The 15,746-nt window shown below is 64.2% G+C and carries 12 protein-coding genes and 1 riboswitch; of the genes, 8 read left to right on the top strand and 4 right to left on the bottom strand.

Annotation, left to right across the window (positions count from 1 at the left end; genetic code table 11):
• The first annotated feature begins 60 nt into the window (after positions 1-60).
• Positions 61-1,911, top strand: a complete 1,851-nt coding sequence (locus L2A60_RS11250; protein ID WP_235704471.1) for a chloride channel protein — start codon at positions 61-63, stop codon at positions 1,909-1,911.
• On the opposite strand, the gene metE is transcribed toward L2A60_RS11250, so the two are convergent.
• Positions 1,899-4,178, bottom strand: coding sequence for a 5-methyltetrahydropteroyltriglutamate--homocysteine S-methyltransferase (gene metE, locus L2A60_RS11245; protein WP_235704470.1), 2,280 nt, complete (start codon positions 4,176-4,178; stop codon positions 1,899-1,901). The two genes, L2A60_RS11250 and metE, sit on opposite strands and share 13 nt — an antisense overlap.
• A gap of 77 nt (positions 4,179-4,255) precedes the next feature.
• Positions 4,256-4,481: riboswitch (cobalamin riboswitch) on the bottom strand.
• Positions 4,482-4,586: 105 nt separating this feature from the next.
• Here metE and L2A60_RS11240 point away from each other — a divergent pair.
• Complete coding sequence (locus L2A60_RS11240; protein ID WP_235704469.1) at positions 4,587-4,895, top strand: PepSY domain-containing protein; 309 nt, start codon at positions 4,587-4,589, stop codon at positions 4,893-4,895.
• 58 nt (positions 4,896-4,953) lie between these two features.
• Here the strand turns inward: L2A60_RS11240 and fghA are convergent, their stop codons facing one another.
• On the bottom strand, positions 4,954-5,805 hold the full coding sequence (gene fghA / locus L2A60_RS11235) for an S-formylglutathione hydrolase (protein ID WP_235704468.1): 852 nt from the start codon (positions 5,803-5,805) through the stop codon (positions 4,954-4,956).
• Positions 5,806-6,118: 313 nt separating this feature from the next.
• Here fghA and L2A60_RS11230 point away from each other — a divergent pair, with 313 nt between their 5' ends.
• The 6 genes from L2A60_RS11230 to L2A60_RS11205 all read left to right on the top strand — a co-directional run bounded on the left by L2A60_RS11230 (position 6,119) and on the right by L2A60_RS11205 (position 14,124).
• Positions 6,119-6,322 carry a cold-shock protein gene (locus L2A60_RS11230; RefSeq protein ID WP_029312631.1) on the top strand — a complete coding sequence of 68 codons (204 nt, stop codon included), beginning with the start codon at positions 6,119-6,121 and terminating at the stop codon, positions 6,320-6,322.
• A gap of 197 nt (positions 6,323-6,519) precedes the next feature.
• The gene (locus L2A60_RS11225; protein WP_235704467.1) at positions 6,520-8,178 is read left to right on the top strand and encodes a long-chain-fatty-acid--CoA ligase; all 1,659 of its coding nucleotides are present in this window, start codon (positions 6,520-6,522) and stop codon (positions 8,176-8,178) included.
• A 138-nt stretch (positions 8,179-8,316) separates the two neighbouring features.
• Positions 8,317-8,775, top strand: a complete 459-nt coding sequence (locus L2A60_RS11220) for a MerR family transcriptional regulator (protein WP_456237168.1) — start codon at positions 8,317-8,319, stop codon at positions 8,773-8,775.
• A gap of 34 nt (positions 8,776-8,809) precedes the next feature.
• Positions 8,810-9,946, top strand: coding sequence for a thiolase family protein (locus L2A60_RS11215; RefSeq protein WP_235704466.1), 1,137 nt, complete (start codon positions 8,810-8,812; stop codon positions 9,944-9,946).
• Between the two features lies 1 nt (position 9,947).
• A complete protein-coding gene (locus L2A60_RS11210; RefSeq protein WP_235704465.1) occupies positions 9,948-12,311 on the top strand; it encodes a 3-hydroxyacyl-CoA dehydrogenase/enoyl-CoA hydratase family protein in 2,364 nt (787 codons plus the stop codon).
• Positions 12,312-12,333: 22 nt separating this feature from the next.
• Positions 12,334-14,124, top strand: coding sequence for an acyl-CoA dehydrogenase C-terminal domain-containing protein (locus tag L2A60_RS11205; protein WP_235704464.1), 1,791 nt, complete (start codon positions 12,334-12,336; stop codon positions 14,122-14,124).
• Between the two features lie 157 nt (positions 14,125-14,281).
• Here the strand turns inward: L2A60_RS11205 and L2A60_RS11200 are convergent, their stop codons facing one another.
• Positions 14,282-14,872, bottom strand: a complete 591-nt coding sequence (locus L2A60_RS11200) for a hypothetical protein (RefSeq protein ID WP_235704463.1) — start codon at positions 14,870-14,872, stop codon at positions 14,282-14,284.
• 113 nt (positions 14,873-14,985) lie between these two features.
• Positions 14,986-15,585, bottom strand: a complete 600-nt coding sequence (locus L2A60_RS11195; protein WP_268920231.1) for a type ISP restriction/modification enzyme — start codon at positions 15,583-15,585, stop codon at positions 14,986-14,988.
• Positions 15,586-15,746 lie beyond the last annotated feature (161 nt).

The following is a 15,746-nucleotide window of genomic DNA, read 5'->3' as shown; positions in this document are numbered from 1 at the left end:
CGTATTACGATATTAGCGCCGCGACAGAACGATATTCCTCTTCAATCGGATTCCAGCTCCATGAAACCCAGTACCCGACCGGCATCCGGTATCGCGGATCTCGGCGATTTCACGACGGATAAGCGCCTGTTCCCGCTATCCGCCCTTGCGCTGCTCGCCGGAACCTTCGGTGTCGCGGCCGGCTGGATTCTGCTCCGGCTGATCGCGCTGATCAACAACATCTCCTATTACGGCATCTGGTCCACCAGGGTGATGCAGCCCGGCGGGGTGCCGCATCATGGCCATCCGGCGCTCTGGACCATCCTGATCCCGGTCGCCGGGGCGGTCATCATCGGCATCATGGCGCGCTACGGCTCGGAAAAAATCCGCGGTCACGGCATCCCCGAGGCGATCGAGGCGATCATGCTCGGCAATGCTCGGCTCGACCTCAAGGTCGCGATCCTGAAGCCGATCTCCTCGGCGATCTCGATCGGCACCGGCGGCCCGTTCGGCGCCGAGGGCCCGATCATCATGACCGGCGGAGCGGCTGCCTCTCTGCTCGCGCAGTGTTTTTCCCTCACCGACGCCGAACGCAAGACGCTTCTGGTCGCCGGTGCCTGCGCGGGCATGACGGCGGTGTTCGGCACCCCGGTCGCCGCGATCCTGCTCGCCGTCGAGCTTCTGCTGTTCGAATGGAAGCCGCGCAGCGTGCTGCCGGTCGCGATCGCGTGCATCACCGCCGCGATCGAACGGCGCTACGTGCTCACGCCCGCGCCGCTGTTTCCCTATGTCGACAACGTCATCATCGACCCGCTCCACGCGCTCGGCTGGGTCGGGCTGGGCCTGATCGCGGGTCTCGGTTCGGCGCTGCTCACCATGATGGTCTACGCCGCCGAAGACGGATTCCTGAAACTGCCGATCCATTGGATGTGGTGGCCGGTGCTCGGCGGCGTGGTGGTCGGTATCGGCGGCATCTTCGATCCGCTCGCGCTCGGCGTCGGCTACCCGGATATCGCCAAGCTTCTCGCCGGCGGCCTCGTCGGCGCGGCGGCGATAAGGCTGGTTCTGGTCAAAAGCGTGATCTGGTCGGTCGCTCTCGGTTCGGGCACCTCGGGCGGCGTGCTGGCGCCCTTGCTCATCATGGGTGGCGCGCTCGGCGCCGTGCTGGCGCCGTTCATGCCGCACGCGGCACCCGGCTTCTGGGCGGTGGTCGGCATGGCGGCGATGATGGGCGGAACCATGCGCTCGCCGCTCACCTCGACCCTGTTCGCGGTCGAACTCACCGGCAATCATCTCATCCTGCTCCCGGTCATCACCGCCAGCATGGCGAGCATGGGCGTTACCGTATTGCTGATGAAACGCTCGATCCTGACCGAGAAAATCGCCCGGCGCGGCCATCATCTGACGCGGGAATACAGCGTCGATCCGCTCGCCATCGCGCGCGCCGGCGAGATCATGGCGACCCCGGTGGAGACGCTCGGTTCCGATATGAGCATCGGCGACGCGATCGAGTATTTCCTCGCCCCCGAGCCGCGCCATCGCGCCTATCCGGTCACCGACGAGAACGGCGATCTGGCCGGCCTGGTCTCCCGCGCCGATATCCTCGCCTGGATCGGCAACGAAGCGGATCGCGCGATTCCACTCGGTGCGGCGCTCGCCCATCGCCGCGTGGTCACCGCCTGGGAAGGCGAGATGGCGATCACCGTCGCTTCGCGCATGATCACCGAGGACACGCCGCGCATCCCGGTGGTCGATCATGAAGGCCGGCTCCAGGGGATCATTTCGCGCGCCGATCTGCTGCGCGTGCATCACCGCGTCGTTGCGGCGGAAACCAAGCGCGAACGCTATTTCCGCCGCCGCGCCGCGATCATCGCCGAAACCTCGCCGGAGTTTGCCTCCGGCGAGGGGGCGAAGATGCGTCAGGTCGAGTGAGTCGCGGCCCGCAGCCGCCGCGCCGCCGCGACCATGTTTTCCAGCGCGGGCCGAACCTCGTCCCAGCGCCGGGTCTTCAAGCCACAATCGGGATTGACCCAGAGCCGGTCGGGGTCGAGCCGGGCCGCCGCGCGTTCCAGCAGCGCCGCCATCTCGGCGGCCTCCGGCACGCGCGGGCTGTGGATGTCCCACACGCCCGGCCCGATCTCGTTCGGATAGTTGCGCTTCTCGAACGCCTCCAGCAGCGCCATCCGGCTTCGCGTCGCCTCGATGCTGATCACGTCGGCATCCAGCGCGGCGATCGCATCGAGGATATCCTCGAAATCAGCGTAGCACATATGGGTGTGGATCTGGGTCGCATCCCGCACCGGCGAAGCCGAAAGACGGAAGCAGTCCACCGCCCAGGCGAGATAGGCGTCGCGTTCGGCGGCACGCAAAGGCAGCCCCTCGCGCAAGGCCGGCTCGTCGATCTGGATCACCCGGATGCCGGCGTCTTCCAGGTCGGCGACCTCGTCGCGGAGTGCCAGCGCGATCTGCCGGCAGGTCGTCTCGCGCGGAATATCCTCGCGTACGAACGACCATTGCAGAACGGTCACCGGCCCGGTCAGCATTCCCTTCACCGGCTTCTCGGTCAGCGACTGGGCGAAGCGCGCCCAGCGCACCGTCATCGGCGCGGGGCGCGACACATCCGCCCAGATGATCGGCGGCGCGACGCAGCGGCTGCCATAGGATTGCACCCAGCCATGCCTTGTGAAGGCGAATCCGGCGAGACGCTCGCCGAAATACTGCACCATGTCGTTGCGCTCGAATTCGCCATGCACCAGCACGTCGAGCCCGATCGCCTCCTGCCAGGATATCGCCTCGCGCGTCCAGGTCTCGATCGCCGCGTCATAGGCCGCATCGTCGATCGCCCCCTTGGCGTGCGCCGCCCGTGCGCGGCGCACCTCGGTGGTCTGCGGAAACGAGCCGATCGTGGTGGTCGGAAAGCGCGGCAGATCGAGTGCTGAGCGCTGCGCTACCCGGCGCACCGGAAACGCCGAACGCCGTCGGGTCATCGCATCGGTCGCTTCGGCGAGCCGGGATGCGACCGCCTTGTTATGCACCGAGTCGCTGGCCGCCCGCGCGGCGATCGCCGCATCCGACTCGTCGAGCGCTGCCGCGATCGCGGCCTCGCCCTCGTCGAGGCCGCGCGCGATCAGCTTGATTTCCACCAGTTTCTGCATCGCGAAGGCCAGATTTCCGGCAAGCTCCGCCGGCAGCCCGGTTTCTTCGGCGAGATCGAGCGGCACATGCAGCAGCGAGCAGGAGGGCGCGATCATCAGAAGCCGCGCGTCGCGCGCCTCGGCGACGCGCTGCGCCGTCGCGAGGCAGGCGCGCAGATCCGCCCGCCAGATATTGCGCCCGTTCACCAGCCCGAGCGACAAAGCGAGATCGGGCCGCGCCTGTTCCAGCACAGGCCCGAGATCCAGCGAGCCGCGGCAGAGATCGAGATGCAGTCCGGCGACCGGCAGGCCGAGAACCGTCGGGAGGTTGTCGCCGATCGGCCCGAAATAGCTGGCGAGCAGAAGCTCCGGGCCGGCCTTGGCGAGCGCGCCATAGGCGCGGGCGAAGGCGTCACGCGCGCGGGCGGGCAGATCGAGCGCCAGCACCGGCTCGTCGATCTGCACCATCACCGCCCCCGCCTCGGCGAGTTCGCGCAGGATGCGCGCATAGACCGGCACCAGCGCGTCCAGCAGATCGAGCGGATCGGAGCCGTCGGTGGTCTTGGCGAGGCGCAGGAAGCTCACCGGCCCGAGCAGCACCGGCCTGGTCCGCAGGCCGGACGAGGCCGCCTCGCGGAACGACGCGAGCGGGCGGTTCTCGGTAAGGACGAAACGCTGATCGCGCGCGAGCAGCGGCACCAGATAATGGTAATTGGTGTCGAACCATTTGGTCATTTCGAGCGCTGGCTTCTCCGCATTGCCGCGCGCGAGGGCGAAATAGGTCGCGAGCGATACCGGCCCGCCGCCGTCCCAGCCATAGCCAGCCGGAACCGCGCCCAGCATCGTCGCGGTATCGAGCACATGATCGTAAAGCGAGAATTCGCCGGACGGGATATGCGCGAGTCCCGCGCCGTGCTGATGCCGCCAATGGGCTTCCCGCAGCGCTGCTGCCTCGCGCAGCAAGGCCGCTTCGCCGCTCTTGCCCGCCCAGTGCGCTTCGAGCGCCGTCTTCAGCGCACGCCGATGGCCGATGCGCGGAAAGCCGAGATTGCTGGCGACGGTCATGCGCGATGCCCTCCGCCGGACCGGAATTCTGAAAACACCATATCTGCCTCCTTGACCGGGGCACCCCGCCCGGTGGGTCTGTTCGTGCCGCGCCGGCAGGTCTCCTGGCTCGCGGGTCACAGCGCCGATGCACCTTCCCAGGGAAATCCCCAGTGGCGGGCCGTTGCCGGCCCATGCATCCTTGCTCGCCGCTCACAGTTGCGGGGGCAGCTACCGACTGGCCTCCGGGATTGCGTCCCGGCCGAGGCGTCACGGCATTCCCATTTGATCCGCTCGCGCGGAACCGTCGCAAAACCGACTGTATCGCCCGGCTTACCGAGACACAAGCTTGCGGTCACGATCCGGCACGGCGCGCCGGCGCCTCATCCGCTCCCGGCCCGCATCGGGCCGCAGGACAAGGAAACACCGATGACCCTCATCACCAAACGCTTCGCCATCGCCGCCGCTCTGTCGCTCGCCGCCACTGGTTCGGCCTTCGCCTATAGCGGCCAGGCATTGCAGAAGGACGCCAAAGTCACTCCGGTCCGGGCGCGGCAGATCGCGCTGCGCGCGCAGCCCGGCACGATCGCCGCCATGGAACTCGAACGCGAGACAGGCGGCAGCGGCCTGCGCTATTCCTTCGACATCAAAACCACAGGCGCGACCCATGAAATCGGCGTCGATGCCAAGACAGGCGCGGTTCTGGAAAACAGCGTGGAAGGCCCCAGCGCCGACTGACACCGGATCATAACAGCGGAACGTAGCGTCAGCTCGTTCCGCTGCTCAGTCATTCCATTTACAAATATTTCGCGTGAAACCGCAGATGATCCTCGATGAAGCTGGCGATGAAGAAATAGGAGTGATCGTAGCCCTCCCGCATCCTGAGATCGAGTGAAACGCCCTTCGCTGCGCAGGCCTCGCGCAGCAATTCCGGCTTGAGCTCCCGCTCCAGGAACGGATCGGCATCGCCCTGATCGACCAGGATCGGCGGGCCCTGCCAGCCCCGCGCCTCGATCAGCGCGGTCGCATCGTAATCCCGCCACGTGGCCCGATCGGCGCCCAGATATCCCGTCAGCGCCTTTTCGCCCCAGGGGCAGCGCATCGGCGAGACGATCGGCGAGAATGCCGAGAGCGATTTGTAGGAAGCCGGGTTTTTCAGCGCGATGGTCAGCGCGCCATGGCCGCCCATCGAATGGCCGAAAATCCCCACCCGCGCCGGATCGACCGGAAATTTTTCTCCGATCAGCGCCGGCAACTCCTTCGTCACATAGGAATACATCCGATAACCGTGATGCCACGGCGCCTCGGTCGCATCGACATAAAACCCGGCACCGGAGCCGAAATCATAGGCATCGTCCTCGCCCGGATAGCCCAGCCCGCGCGGCGAGGTGTCGGGAACCGCGATGGCGATGCCGAGTTCGGCGGCAACGCGCTGCACGCCGGCTTTCACCACGAAATTCTCCTCGGTGCAGGTCAGGCCCGAAAGCCAGTAGAGCAGGGGAACCTTGCCGCGCTCCGCCTGCGGCGGAAGAAACAGGCCGAATCGCATGGCGCAGCCGGTTTCGGCCGATTCGTGACGATACACGCCCTGGGTGCCGCCGAAACATTTCTGCACGGAGATCGTTTCCAAAATTTTCGGTCCGCTCATCGTTTTCTCCCGTTGGAATGGCTGCACTATCGCCGCGCCGTCCCGCCCGCGCAATCGGCCGGCGGCGGTTTATGCGATCGGAAGAATGTATCGCTTTCATGCTGGAATCGCCAGGAATCCCGCCGCGCCATTGCGTATTCGCGTTGACAGGCCGGAGTGTTTCTGCGTCATTAACGCTGCAATCGACTTTGGCTTGCCTTGTTGCGCGAGACGGGGGTTTCCGTATGCGGCCAAGACGTCCAAAACCCGGTTGTCCCTCTTGAGCCGTGCGGCGGTCGTACGGCGGGTGTGTCTAAGGAGCGACGACGCAGCAATGGCGATCGGCACTGTCAAGTGGTTCAACACCACGAAAGGCTTTGGTTTCATCGTGCCGCAAGACGGCGGCAAGGATGTCTTCGTCCACATCACCGCGGTTCAGGCGGCCGGAATGCGCGGCCTGAACGAAGGCCAGAAAGTTTCCTACGAAATCGCGATGGAACGCGGCAAGGCCGCGGCCATCAACCTCAAGGCGGTTTGAAGTTCCCGATACTTCGGCCGGTTGGAACGGGGCCCTTCGGGGCCCCTTTTTTTGTCCCGTTTTTTCATCGATTCATACCGAAATCCTTGCGAATGCCGGCAGGTTTTGATAGACATTTACGTTAACGGCAACTAAACGCATCCTGAGTGAACGCGGCCTTTGAGCCGTGTCGCAAGCCGTCTCTGGAGGAAAACGCCATGAACGATCTCGCCGCCCCTCGTCCCGTCGCGGAGTTCACCGCCGTCGCCCGCCCGGCCGGCACGATGCTGGACGATGCCGCGCGCCGGTTCGGCACCCGCCCGGCGATCGATTTCCTCGGCCGGGGCTGGAACTGGGGCGAGATCGCAGCGCTTGCCGACCGCGCCGCCGCCGGACTGCAGAAACTCGGCGTCGCCAAAGGCACGCGGGTCGGGCTCTGCCTGCCCAACACGCCCTATTTCGTCGTCATGTACTTCGCCATCCTGAAGGCCGGCGGCACCGTGGTGAACTACAACCCGCTCTATACCGAGCGCGAGATCGCCGCACAGGTTCGCGATTCCGGCACCACCATCATGGTCTCGCTCGATGTCGCGATGATCCACGAAAAAATCGGCAAGCTTGCCGCCAATGGGCTGTTTCAGCGGGTTATCGTCTGCTCGATGGCTGCGGCGCTGCCGCCGCTCAAAGGGCTGCTGTTCCGGCTGTTCAAGAGCAAGGAACTCGCGAAAATCCCCGCCGGACTACCCTATCTCCGCTTCGAGACCCTGATTTCAGGCGCCGCCAAACCCAGCCCGGTCGCGATCGATCCTGAGAACGATATCGCCACGCTGCAATATACCGGCGGCACCACCGGCGTCCCCAAGGCGGCGATGCTCACCCATGCCAACATCACCGCCAATGTCCAGCAGGTTCTCGCCGGCAGCCCGCCGATGGACGAGGGCGCCGAGCGGATCATGGGCATCCTGCCGTTCTTCCACGTCTTCGCGATGACGGCGGTGATGAATTTCGGAGTTTCGATCGGCGCCGAACTCATCCTGATGCCGCGTCTCGACATGAAAATGCTGATGGCGGCGATCGCCCGCAAGCGCCCCACCATCATGCCGGGCGTGCCCACGCTCTATACCGCGATCTGCAACGCGGCGGGCGAGGGGAAGGATCTGTCCTTCATCAAATTCTGCATCTCCGGCGGCGCGCCGATCTCGATCGAGGGCGCCGAGCGGTTCGAGCGCCTGTCCAAATGCGCCGTGCTGGAAGGCTACGGCCTGTCGGAAACCTCGCCGGTCGTCACCGCGACTCCGCCAAGCGGGGTCAGGCGCGGCTCGGTCGGCACGCCGCTGCCCGGCACCATCGTCGAAATCCGCGACCCCGAACACCCCGAACGGCTGATGCCGCAGGGCGAACGCGGCGAGATCTGCGTGCGCGGCCCGCAGGTGATGAAGGGCTACTACAACCGCCCGGACGAGACCGCGAAGGTCTTCGTCGACGGCGCGCTGCGCACCGGCGATATCGGTTATCTCGACGCCGACAACTATCTGTTCATCGTCGATCGCATCAAGGATCTGATCCTCTGCGGCGGCTACAACGTCTATCCCCGCGTGATCGAGGAAGCGGCGTATCAGCACCCGTCGGTGCAGGACGCGATCGCCATCGGCATCCCGGACACCTATCGCGGTCAGGCGCCCAAGCTGTTCGTCACCCTGCGTCCCGGAACCAAAGCGACGCCGGAGGAGATTCTCGCCTTTCTCAAGGACCACCTGAACAAGATCGAAATCCCGAAATCGGTCGAAATCCGGGAAACCCTGCCGAAAACCATGGTCGGCAAATTATCGAAAAAGGAGCTCGTGGCCGAGGAGGCGGCGAAGACCGCCAAATCCTGACATTCTCCACTGGACAAAGGTATGGGCATGACCTATACGTAATGGCTATTCTCTTTGCGTTAACTCCCGGAATCGGTCATGTTCGTCCACGCTGAACCAAAAAAACGTCTCTCGAACGGCACAGGATGGGGTATGACTATGACGACAACGGATAGCCCGGCGATGACCGCTCTGCACCAGCGGCACCAACGCGAGATGGCCGAGGCCGGCGGCCAGGCGAACGCGCTCTACTCGGTCAGCCAATTGGCGCGTCAGCTCGGTGTCACCGCGCGGACGATACGCTTCTATGAGGACAAGGGGCTGATCAACCCGAGCCGCGCCGGCACCACGCGCGTCTATACGCCGCGCGACCGAGCCCGGCTGATGCTGATCCTGCGGGGCAAGCGGCTCGGCTTTTCGCTCCGCGAAATCAAGGACTATCTCGATCTCTACGATATCGACCCGACCCAGCACACCCAGGTCAGGCAATTGCTGACCGGCGTGCGCAAGCGGATCGCCAAATTGCAGGAGCAGCGCGCGGCCCTCGAGCAGAGCCTCGCCGAACTCGCGGATATCGAACGCCAGGCCGAGGCGGCTCTCCAGCAGCGCCCAAAATAGTCCCAACCCACAGGTTCAGGAGCCAGTTACACAAATGACCAACGTCGTCATCGCAGGCTATGCCCGTTCACCCTTCGCCCTCGCCAAGAAAGGCGGGCTGACGCGGGTGCGGCCAGACGAAATGGCGGCGGAGGTCGTGCGCGCGCTGATCACCCGCACCGGGGTGAAGGCCGAGGACATCGAGGATATCATCGTCGGCTGTGCCTTCCCCGAGGCCGAGCAGGGGTTGAACGTCGCCCGCCTGATCGGGCTTCTCGCCGATCTGCCGATCACCGTCGCCGGCGCCACGGTCAACCGCTTCTGCGGCTCGTCGATGTATGCCATCCACATGGCCGCCGGAGCGATCCAGATGAACGCCGGCGAGGCGTTCATCGCGGTCGGCGTGGAAAGCATGACCCGCGTGCCGATGGGCGGCTACAACCCGATGCCCTCGCCCGCGCTCCATGCGAAAAACCCCGCCGCCTATATGGGCATGGGCGATACCGCCGAGAATGTCGCGCAGCGCTGGCAGATCACTCGCGACGCGCAGGAGGAATTTGCGCTCGCGAGCCACGTCAAGGCCTCTGCCGCGCAGAAGGCTGGCAAACTCACCGACGAAATCGTACCGATCACACTGAACAAGGCCAATGTCAGCCAGGACGAGTGCATCCGCCACGACGCCTCGCGCGAGGGCCTCGCGGGGCTGAAGCCGGCCTTCGACGCCAATGGCACGGTCACCGCCGGCACGTCCTCGCCGCTGACCGACGGCGCTTCCGCGGTTCTGGTCTGCTCGGAGGATTACGCGATGAAGCACGGGCTGCCGGTCACGGCGCGAATCAAGTCCATCGCCGTCGCCGGCTGCGCGCCGGACATCATGGGCATCGGGCCCGTTGCGGCTTCGCGGAAAGCGCTTGCCCGCGCCGGGTTGACATCGCGCGACATCAACGTGGTCGAGCTGAACGAAGCCTTTGCCTCGCAGGCGCTCGCCTGCATCCGCGATCTCGAACTCGATCCCGCCACCGTCAATCTCGACGGCGGGGCGATCGCGCTTGGCCATCCGCTCGGCGCCACCGGGGCGCGCATCACCGGCAAGGCGGCGTCCGTGCTCAAGCGCGAGGGCGGCAAATACGCGCTGGCGACGCAATGCATCGGCGGCGGCCAGGGCATCGCGACGGTGCTGGAGGCGGTCTGACATGGCAAGCGAAATCAAATCCGTCGCCGTCATCGGCGCCGGCGTGATGGGAGCGGCGATCGCCGCCCATGTCGCCAATGCCGGAATCAAGGTGAAGCTGCTCGACATCGTCAAGCCGGGCAGCGCGGACCGCAACGCGATCGCCAGGGGCGCGATCGAGCGGTTCAAGAAAATCGAGCCGGCGCCTTTGATGTCGCCCAAGGCGGCGCGGCTGATCACACCGGGCAATACCGAGGACGATTTCGCCGGCCTCGCCGAATGCGACTGGATCGTCGAGGCCGTCATCGAACGGCTCGACATCAAGCAGGCGCTTTACAAGCGGATCGCCGAGGTGCGCAAGCCGGGCTCGGTGGTGTCTTCGAACACCTCCACCATTCCGCTGTCCGAATTGATGTCGGACATGCCGGACACGCTCAAACCCGATTTCGTCATCACCCATTTCTTCAACCCGCCGCGCTATATGCGCCTGCTGGAACTCGTGACCGGCCCAGACACGCGCGGAGATACCATCGATAAAATAACGAAATTCTGCGACGTCACTCTCGGCAAATCGGTGATTTCCTGCCGCGATACGCCGGGCTTCATCGCCAACCGCATCGGCACCTACTGGATTCAGAGCGCGATGGTTCTGGCGCTCGATATGGGCCTGGAGGTCGAGGAAGCCGACGCGATCATGGGCAAGCCGATGGGATTCCCGTCGACCGGCGTATTCGGCCTGATGGATCTGGTCGGCATCGATCTCGGCCCGCATGTCAACGCATCGCTCGCCCGCCTGTTGCCGAAATCCGATCCGTTCCACGCGATCAATCGCGACGTCTCGATGATCGAAAAACTGATCGCCGAAGGCTATACCGGCAAGAAAGGCAAGGGCGGTTTTTATCGCAGCTCCGGCCGCGGCGCCGACAAGGTGAAGGAAACCCTGTCGCTCAAGGCGGCCGCGCAGGGCCGCCTCGAATGGCGCGCCACGGTCCGCCCGAAAATCGACGAGGTGAAGGACGCGAAGAAGGATCTGAAAAAACTCGTCGGCGCCAAGAGCAAGCCGGGCCAGTATGCCTGGGGTGTGCTCGGCCGCGTGCTCGCCTATGCCGCCTCGCTGATCCCGGAAATCGCCGACGATATCGCGAGCGTCGATGAGGCGATGCGCCTCGGCTATACCTGGAAATACGGCCCGTTCGAGTTGATCGACAAATTGGGCGCGGACTGGGTTTCGGAAAAACTTGCCGCATTGTCGATCCCGGTGCCGCCGATTCTCACCAGGCTCGGCAAAGGCACCTTTTACAAAACCGAAGGCAGCGCGCTCCTGCAATTTTGCTCCGACGGTACCTATCGTCCGGTCAAACGCCCCGATGGCGTTCTGCTGCTGGAAGACGTCAAACGCGGTGCAAAGCCGGTTCTCACTAACAAATCCGCCTCGGTCTGGGATATCGGCGACGGCGTTCTCTGCTTCGAGTTCCACTCGATCATGAACTCGCTGGACGGCGACATTCTCGCCCTGCTCGAAAAAACCATCGCGCTGGTGCAGAAATCCTACAAGGCGCTGGTGATCCATAGCGAGGATCTGCGCGCCGGTCCGGGCCGCGAGAATTTCTCGGTCGGCGCCAATCTCGGCCTCGCCGTGTTCGCCGCCAATCTGCGCATGTGGGGAAAAATCGAAGGCAGCGTCAAGGAAGGCCAGAAAGCCTATCAGGCGCTGCGCTACGCCCCGTTCCCGGTGGTCGGCGCGCCGGCTGGGCGCGCGCTCGGCGGCGGCTGCGAAATCCTGCTGCATTGTTCCGCGGTGCAGGCTTACGCGGAAACCTATATGGGCCTGGTCGAATGCGGCGTCGGGCTGGTTCCCGGCTGGGGCGGTTGCGCCACCATGCTGGCCCGCTGGCAGACCGCGAAGGACGCGCCGAAAGGCCCGATGCCCGCTGTCGCTAAAGTCTTCGAAATGGTCTCCACCGCGAAATTCTCGACCTCCGCCGCCGAGGCGAAGGACCTGAAATTTCTGAAACCCGAGGACGGCATTACGATGAATCGCTACCGGGTTCTCGCTGATGCCAAATCCCGCGCACTCGCGCTGGTCGACGGCTACGCGAAGCCCGAGCCGGCCATGCTGCAGTTGCCCGGTGCGAGCGGCCGGGTCGGCCTTGGCATGGCGGTGGAGGAATTCCGAAAAAAAGGCGTCGCGACACCGCACGATGTCACGGTGGCGTCGCATCTCGCCCGCGTGCTGACCGGCGGCGATGTCGATATCGTCGACCCGGTTTCGGAAACCGACGTGATGGCGCTGGAGCGCGAGGCGTTCATGGCTTTGTTCCGCACCAGGGAAAGCCAGGCGCGGATCAAGCACATTCTCGACACCGGCCGGCCCTTGCGGAACTGAACGAACCAAACGGAGACTGACCATGCCGATCTACAAGGCACCGCTTGAGGACATGCGCTTTGTCCTCCACGAACTCTATGACAGTACCGCGCTCGCCGAACTGCCGGGCAACGCGGAGTTCACCCCCGAGCTGATCGACAGCGTGCTGGAAGAGGCCGCGAAACTGGCCGAAACCGTGCTGTTCCCGCTCAACCAGTCCGGCGATCTCGAGGGCTGCACCTACGAAAACGGCGTGGTCCGCACACCGTCCGGCTTCAAGGAGGCGTACAAAACCTTCCGCGACGGCGGCTGGACCGCGATGGGCGCATCTCCCGACTATGGCGGGCAGGGCATGCCGATTCCGGCGGCACTGATGGTCGAGGAAATGCTCTGCTCGGCGAACGTGGCGTTCGGCCTGTATCCCGGCCTGTCGCACGGCGCCTATGTGGCATTGTCACACGCGGGCACCGAGGAACAGAAACAAACCTACCTGCCTAACCTCGTGTCAGGAAAATGGTCCGGCACCATGTGCCTCACCGAGCCGCAATGCGGCACCGATCTCGGCATGCTGCGCACCAGGGCGGTGCCGAACGACGATGGGTCCTACAGCATCACCGGCAACAAGATTTTCATCAGCGCCGGTGAACACGACCTGACCGAGAACATCATCCATCTGGTGCTCGCCCGCCTGCCGGACGCACCCGCCGGGGTGAAGGGCATCTCGCTGTTCCTGGTGCCGAAGGTGCTGGTCAAGGACGATGGCTCGCTCGGCCCGCGCAACGGCGTGTCCTGCACCGCGATCGAGCATAAAATGGGCATCAAGGGCTCGGCGACCTGCGCGATCAGCTTCGACGATGCAAAGGGCTGGCTGGTCGGCGAGCCCAACAAGGGCCTTGCCGCGATGTTCAAGATGATGAACACCGAGCGGCTGTCGGTCGGCATCCAGGGTCTCGGCATCGCCGAAACCGCCTATCAGAACGCGGTTGCCTATGCGCGCGACCGCATCCAGGGCCGCGCGCTGACCGGCACCAAGGCGCCGGACAAGCAGGCCGACCCGATCCTGGTCCACCCCGATGTGCGCCGCATGCTGCTCACCATGCGCGCCTATATCGAAGGCTGCCGCGCGCTCGCCGGCTGGGTCGCGCGCGAGCTGGAAATCCTGCACAAATCGACCGACGACGACGCGAAACAGGCCGCCGATGATTTCTCCGCGCTGATGACGCCGATCGTCAAAGCCATGTTCACAGATCTTGGCTTCGAAATCGCCTCGACCGCCGTGCAGGTCTATGGCGGCCACGGCTACATCCGCGATCACGGCATCGAACAATATGTCCGCGATGCGCGCATCTCGATGCTCTATGAAGGCACCAACGGCATTCAGGCGCTCGATCTGGTCGGCCGCAAACTGCCGCAGGATGGCGGGCGCCTGCTCACCCGCTTTCTCGATCCGGTGATGGAGTTCATCGAAGCCAACGCCGATAACGCGGCGTTGGAGCCGTTTTTACCGCCGCTGCAGCAGGCGCTGGAACACGTCCAGGTCGCGACCGGCTTCATCATGGAAAACGCGATGTCCAACCATGACGAAATCGGCGCCGCCTCGGTCGATTATCTGCGCCTGTTCGGCCTGACCGCACTGGCCTTCGTCTGGGCGCGCATGGTCGCCATCGCCGCACCCAAGGCGGACGAGCAAAACGGCGCCGGCCAGTTCTATCGGGCCAAGGTGCAGACGGCAAAATTCTTCATGGAACGCCTGCTGCCGCAGACCGGTGCCCTGCTCGCCGCGATCCAGTCCGGCTCCGCCACCATGATGGAATTCGAAGACGCCGCGTTCTGACTGACAATCAGCCAAGGTGAGGCCAGGGCTCTGCCCTGGACCCGCCAAAGGCCGCAGGCCTTTGGAAACCCGGAATCAATCCCACCCTGTCATTGCGAGGCACGCAGTGCCGAAGCAATCCACGCCGCTCAAAGCGCCAGGGCGCAAGTCTGCCGCATCAGAACCAGTCGTGCTCGGGCCGGTCGAAACCGCGTGTGACATTATACGCAGTAATGTCATTCGCATCGCGGAACGTCAGGAACTCGGCACGTAGATCGCGGTAGAATTGCCGCAAGGCGGTCCAGGAACAGAGATAAACGATTTTGATCATCCCACCGCCATAGGCGGTGACGTCGCGGAACTGGTAGTGATCGATGTCCAATATCAGCTCGACATTACTCTGATCCTGATCCGCGCGACTTGGATCAAACGGCTCGATGTCGCCGAAGCTCCAGCGCTTGATCTCCAGCGCCACATCCGCCTCCACCGGCATCCAGAACACTGTCTCCCCGTTTTCCAGAAACCGGCGCATGTCGGGCAACAGGCTACAGAATTCGTCCTCGTTTGCATGAAGCGAGCCCGGCTTCGTGCCACCGCGATCCGCGCTGTTCTTCAGCACCGCGTCGTTCAGGATCGGCTGATCATCGAAGCTCGGGAAGATATTATAGAACACCCACCCAAACTCGAAGGTGCGATAGGTGATCTCCAGCGACAGGCAACGCTGCACGCGATCTGAAGCGCTATTCAATTCAGTGACCAGTTTCGCCATCAGCCGCTCACACCGATCATCGCATTATCCTGCTCGCACAGTACCGCGCCCGAACACGTCATTGCGAAGCCGCGCAGTGGCTGAAGCAATCCATTCCGCCGCACAACCGCGCCTCAACCCCGCGCCGCTTCAAACGCCGCGCGATACGTCACATTGATCGCCGCCATTGCGGCGATGGTTGCCTCCAGCGCCGCCGCGATCCGCTCGACTTGCGTCACCTCATCAAGCGTCAGCACCCGCCCTTTCCGCGATTTCAGGTATTTGTCGAGCACCTGATACCCGCCGATTTGGAACGCCCATATCTCCGGCGGGATCGGTGCGAATTTTTGCGCCGCATTGATATAAACCGCCGGTTCGGCCTCGGCGTAGCGGGGTTTTTCGACCGAATTATCGCCTTTACCGCGATAGCGCCCGAGGGTTGAACGCGGCAGGGTTTTCATCAGATGGATTTGGGCGAGGGACCAGCCGAGATCGGCGAGGCGTTCGAAATCGGCCCGATGCTCGGTGAGCGGGATGCGCGGAAAGTCGATGCGCAGAAATTCGGCGTAGCGCGCGCGGTAGGATGGCGCGTGCAGAATGGCGTAGACGTAGCCGAAAATCTGTTCCGGGGTGAATTCTGCTCCGCCATAGCGGGCCAAAAGCTCTGCGCGGAATTCGGGGCCGATGTTTTCGATCCGGCTTTTACCCTCAAACGGATCATCGTCGCCGAACAGGTCGGATTTGCGCCGTCGCGCTCGATCTTGGGGTGGGTAGAGATCCTATGGGGATGAGCGCAGCGCGGCCATACCGGGCTACGCGGGGGGTTCATCTCTGGAAGGATTCAACATGTTTGCCGAGAAGGAAGTCGCTGCCCCAGCTCCGTCCATCAATACCG

The sequence above is a fragment of the Acidiphilium iwatense genome (assembly GCF_021556475.1).
Lineage (GTDB): Bacteria > Pseudomonadota > Alphaproteobacteria > Acetobacterales > Acetobacteraceae > Acidiphilium > Acidiphilium iwatense.
The sequence above is the reverse complement of the archived record's forward strand: the minus strand, read 5'-3'. Positions and strand labels throughout refer to the sequence as shown.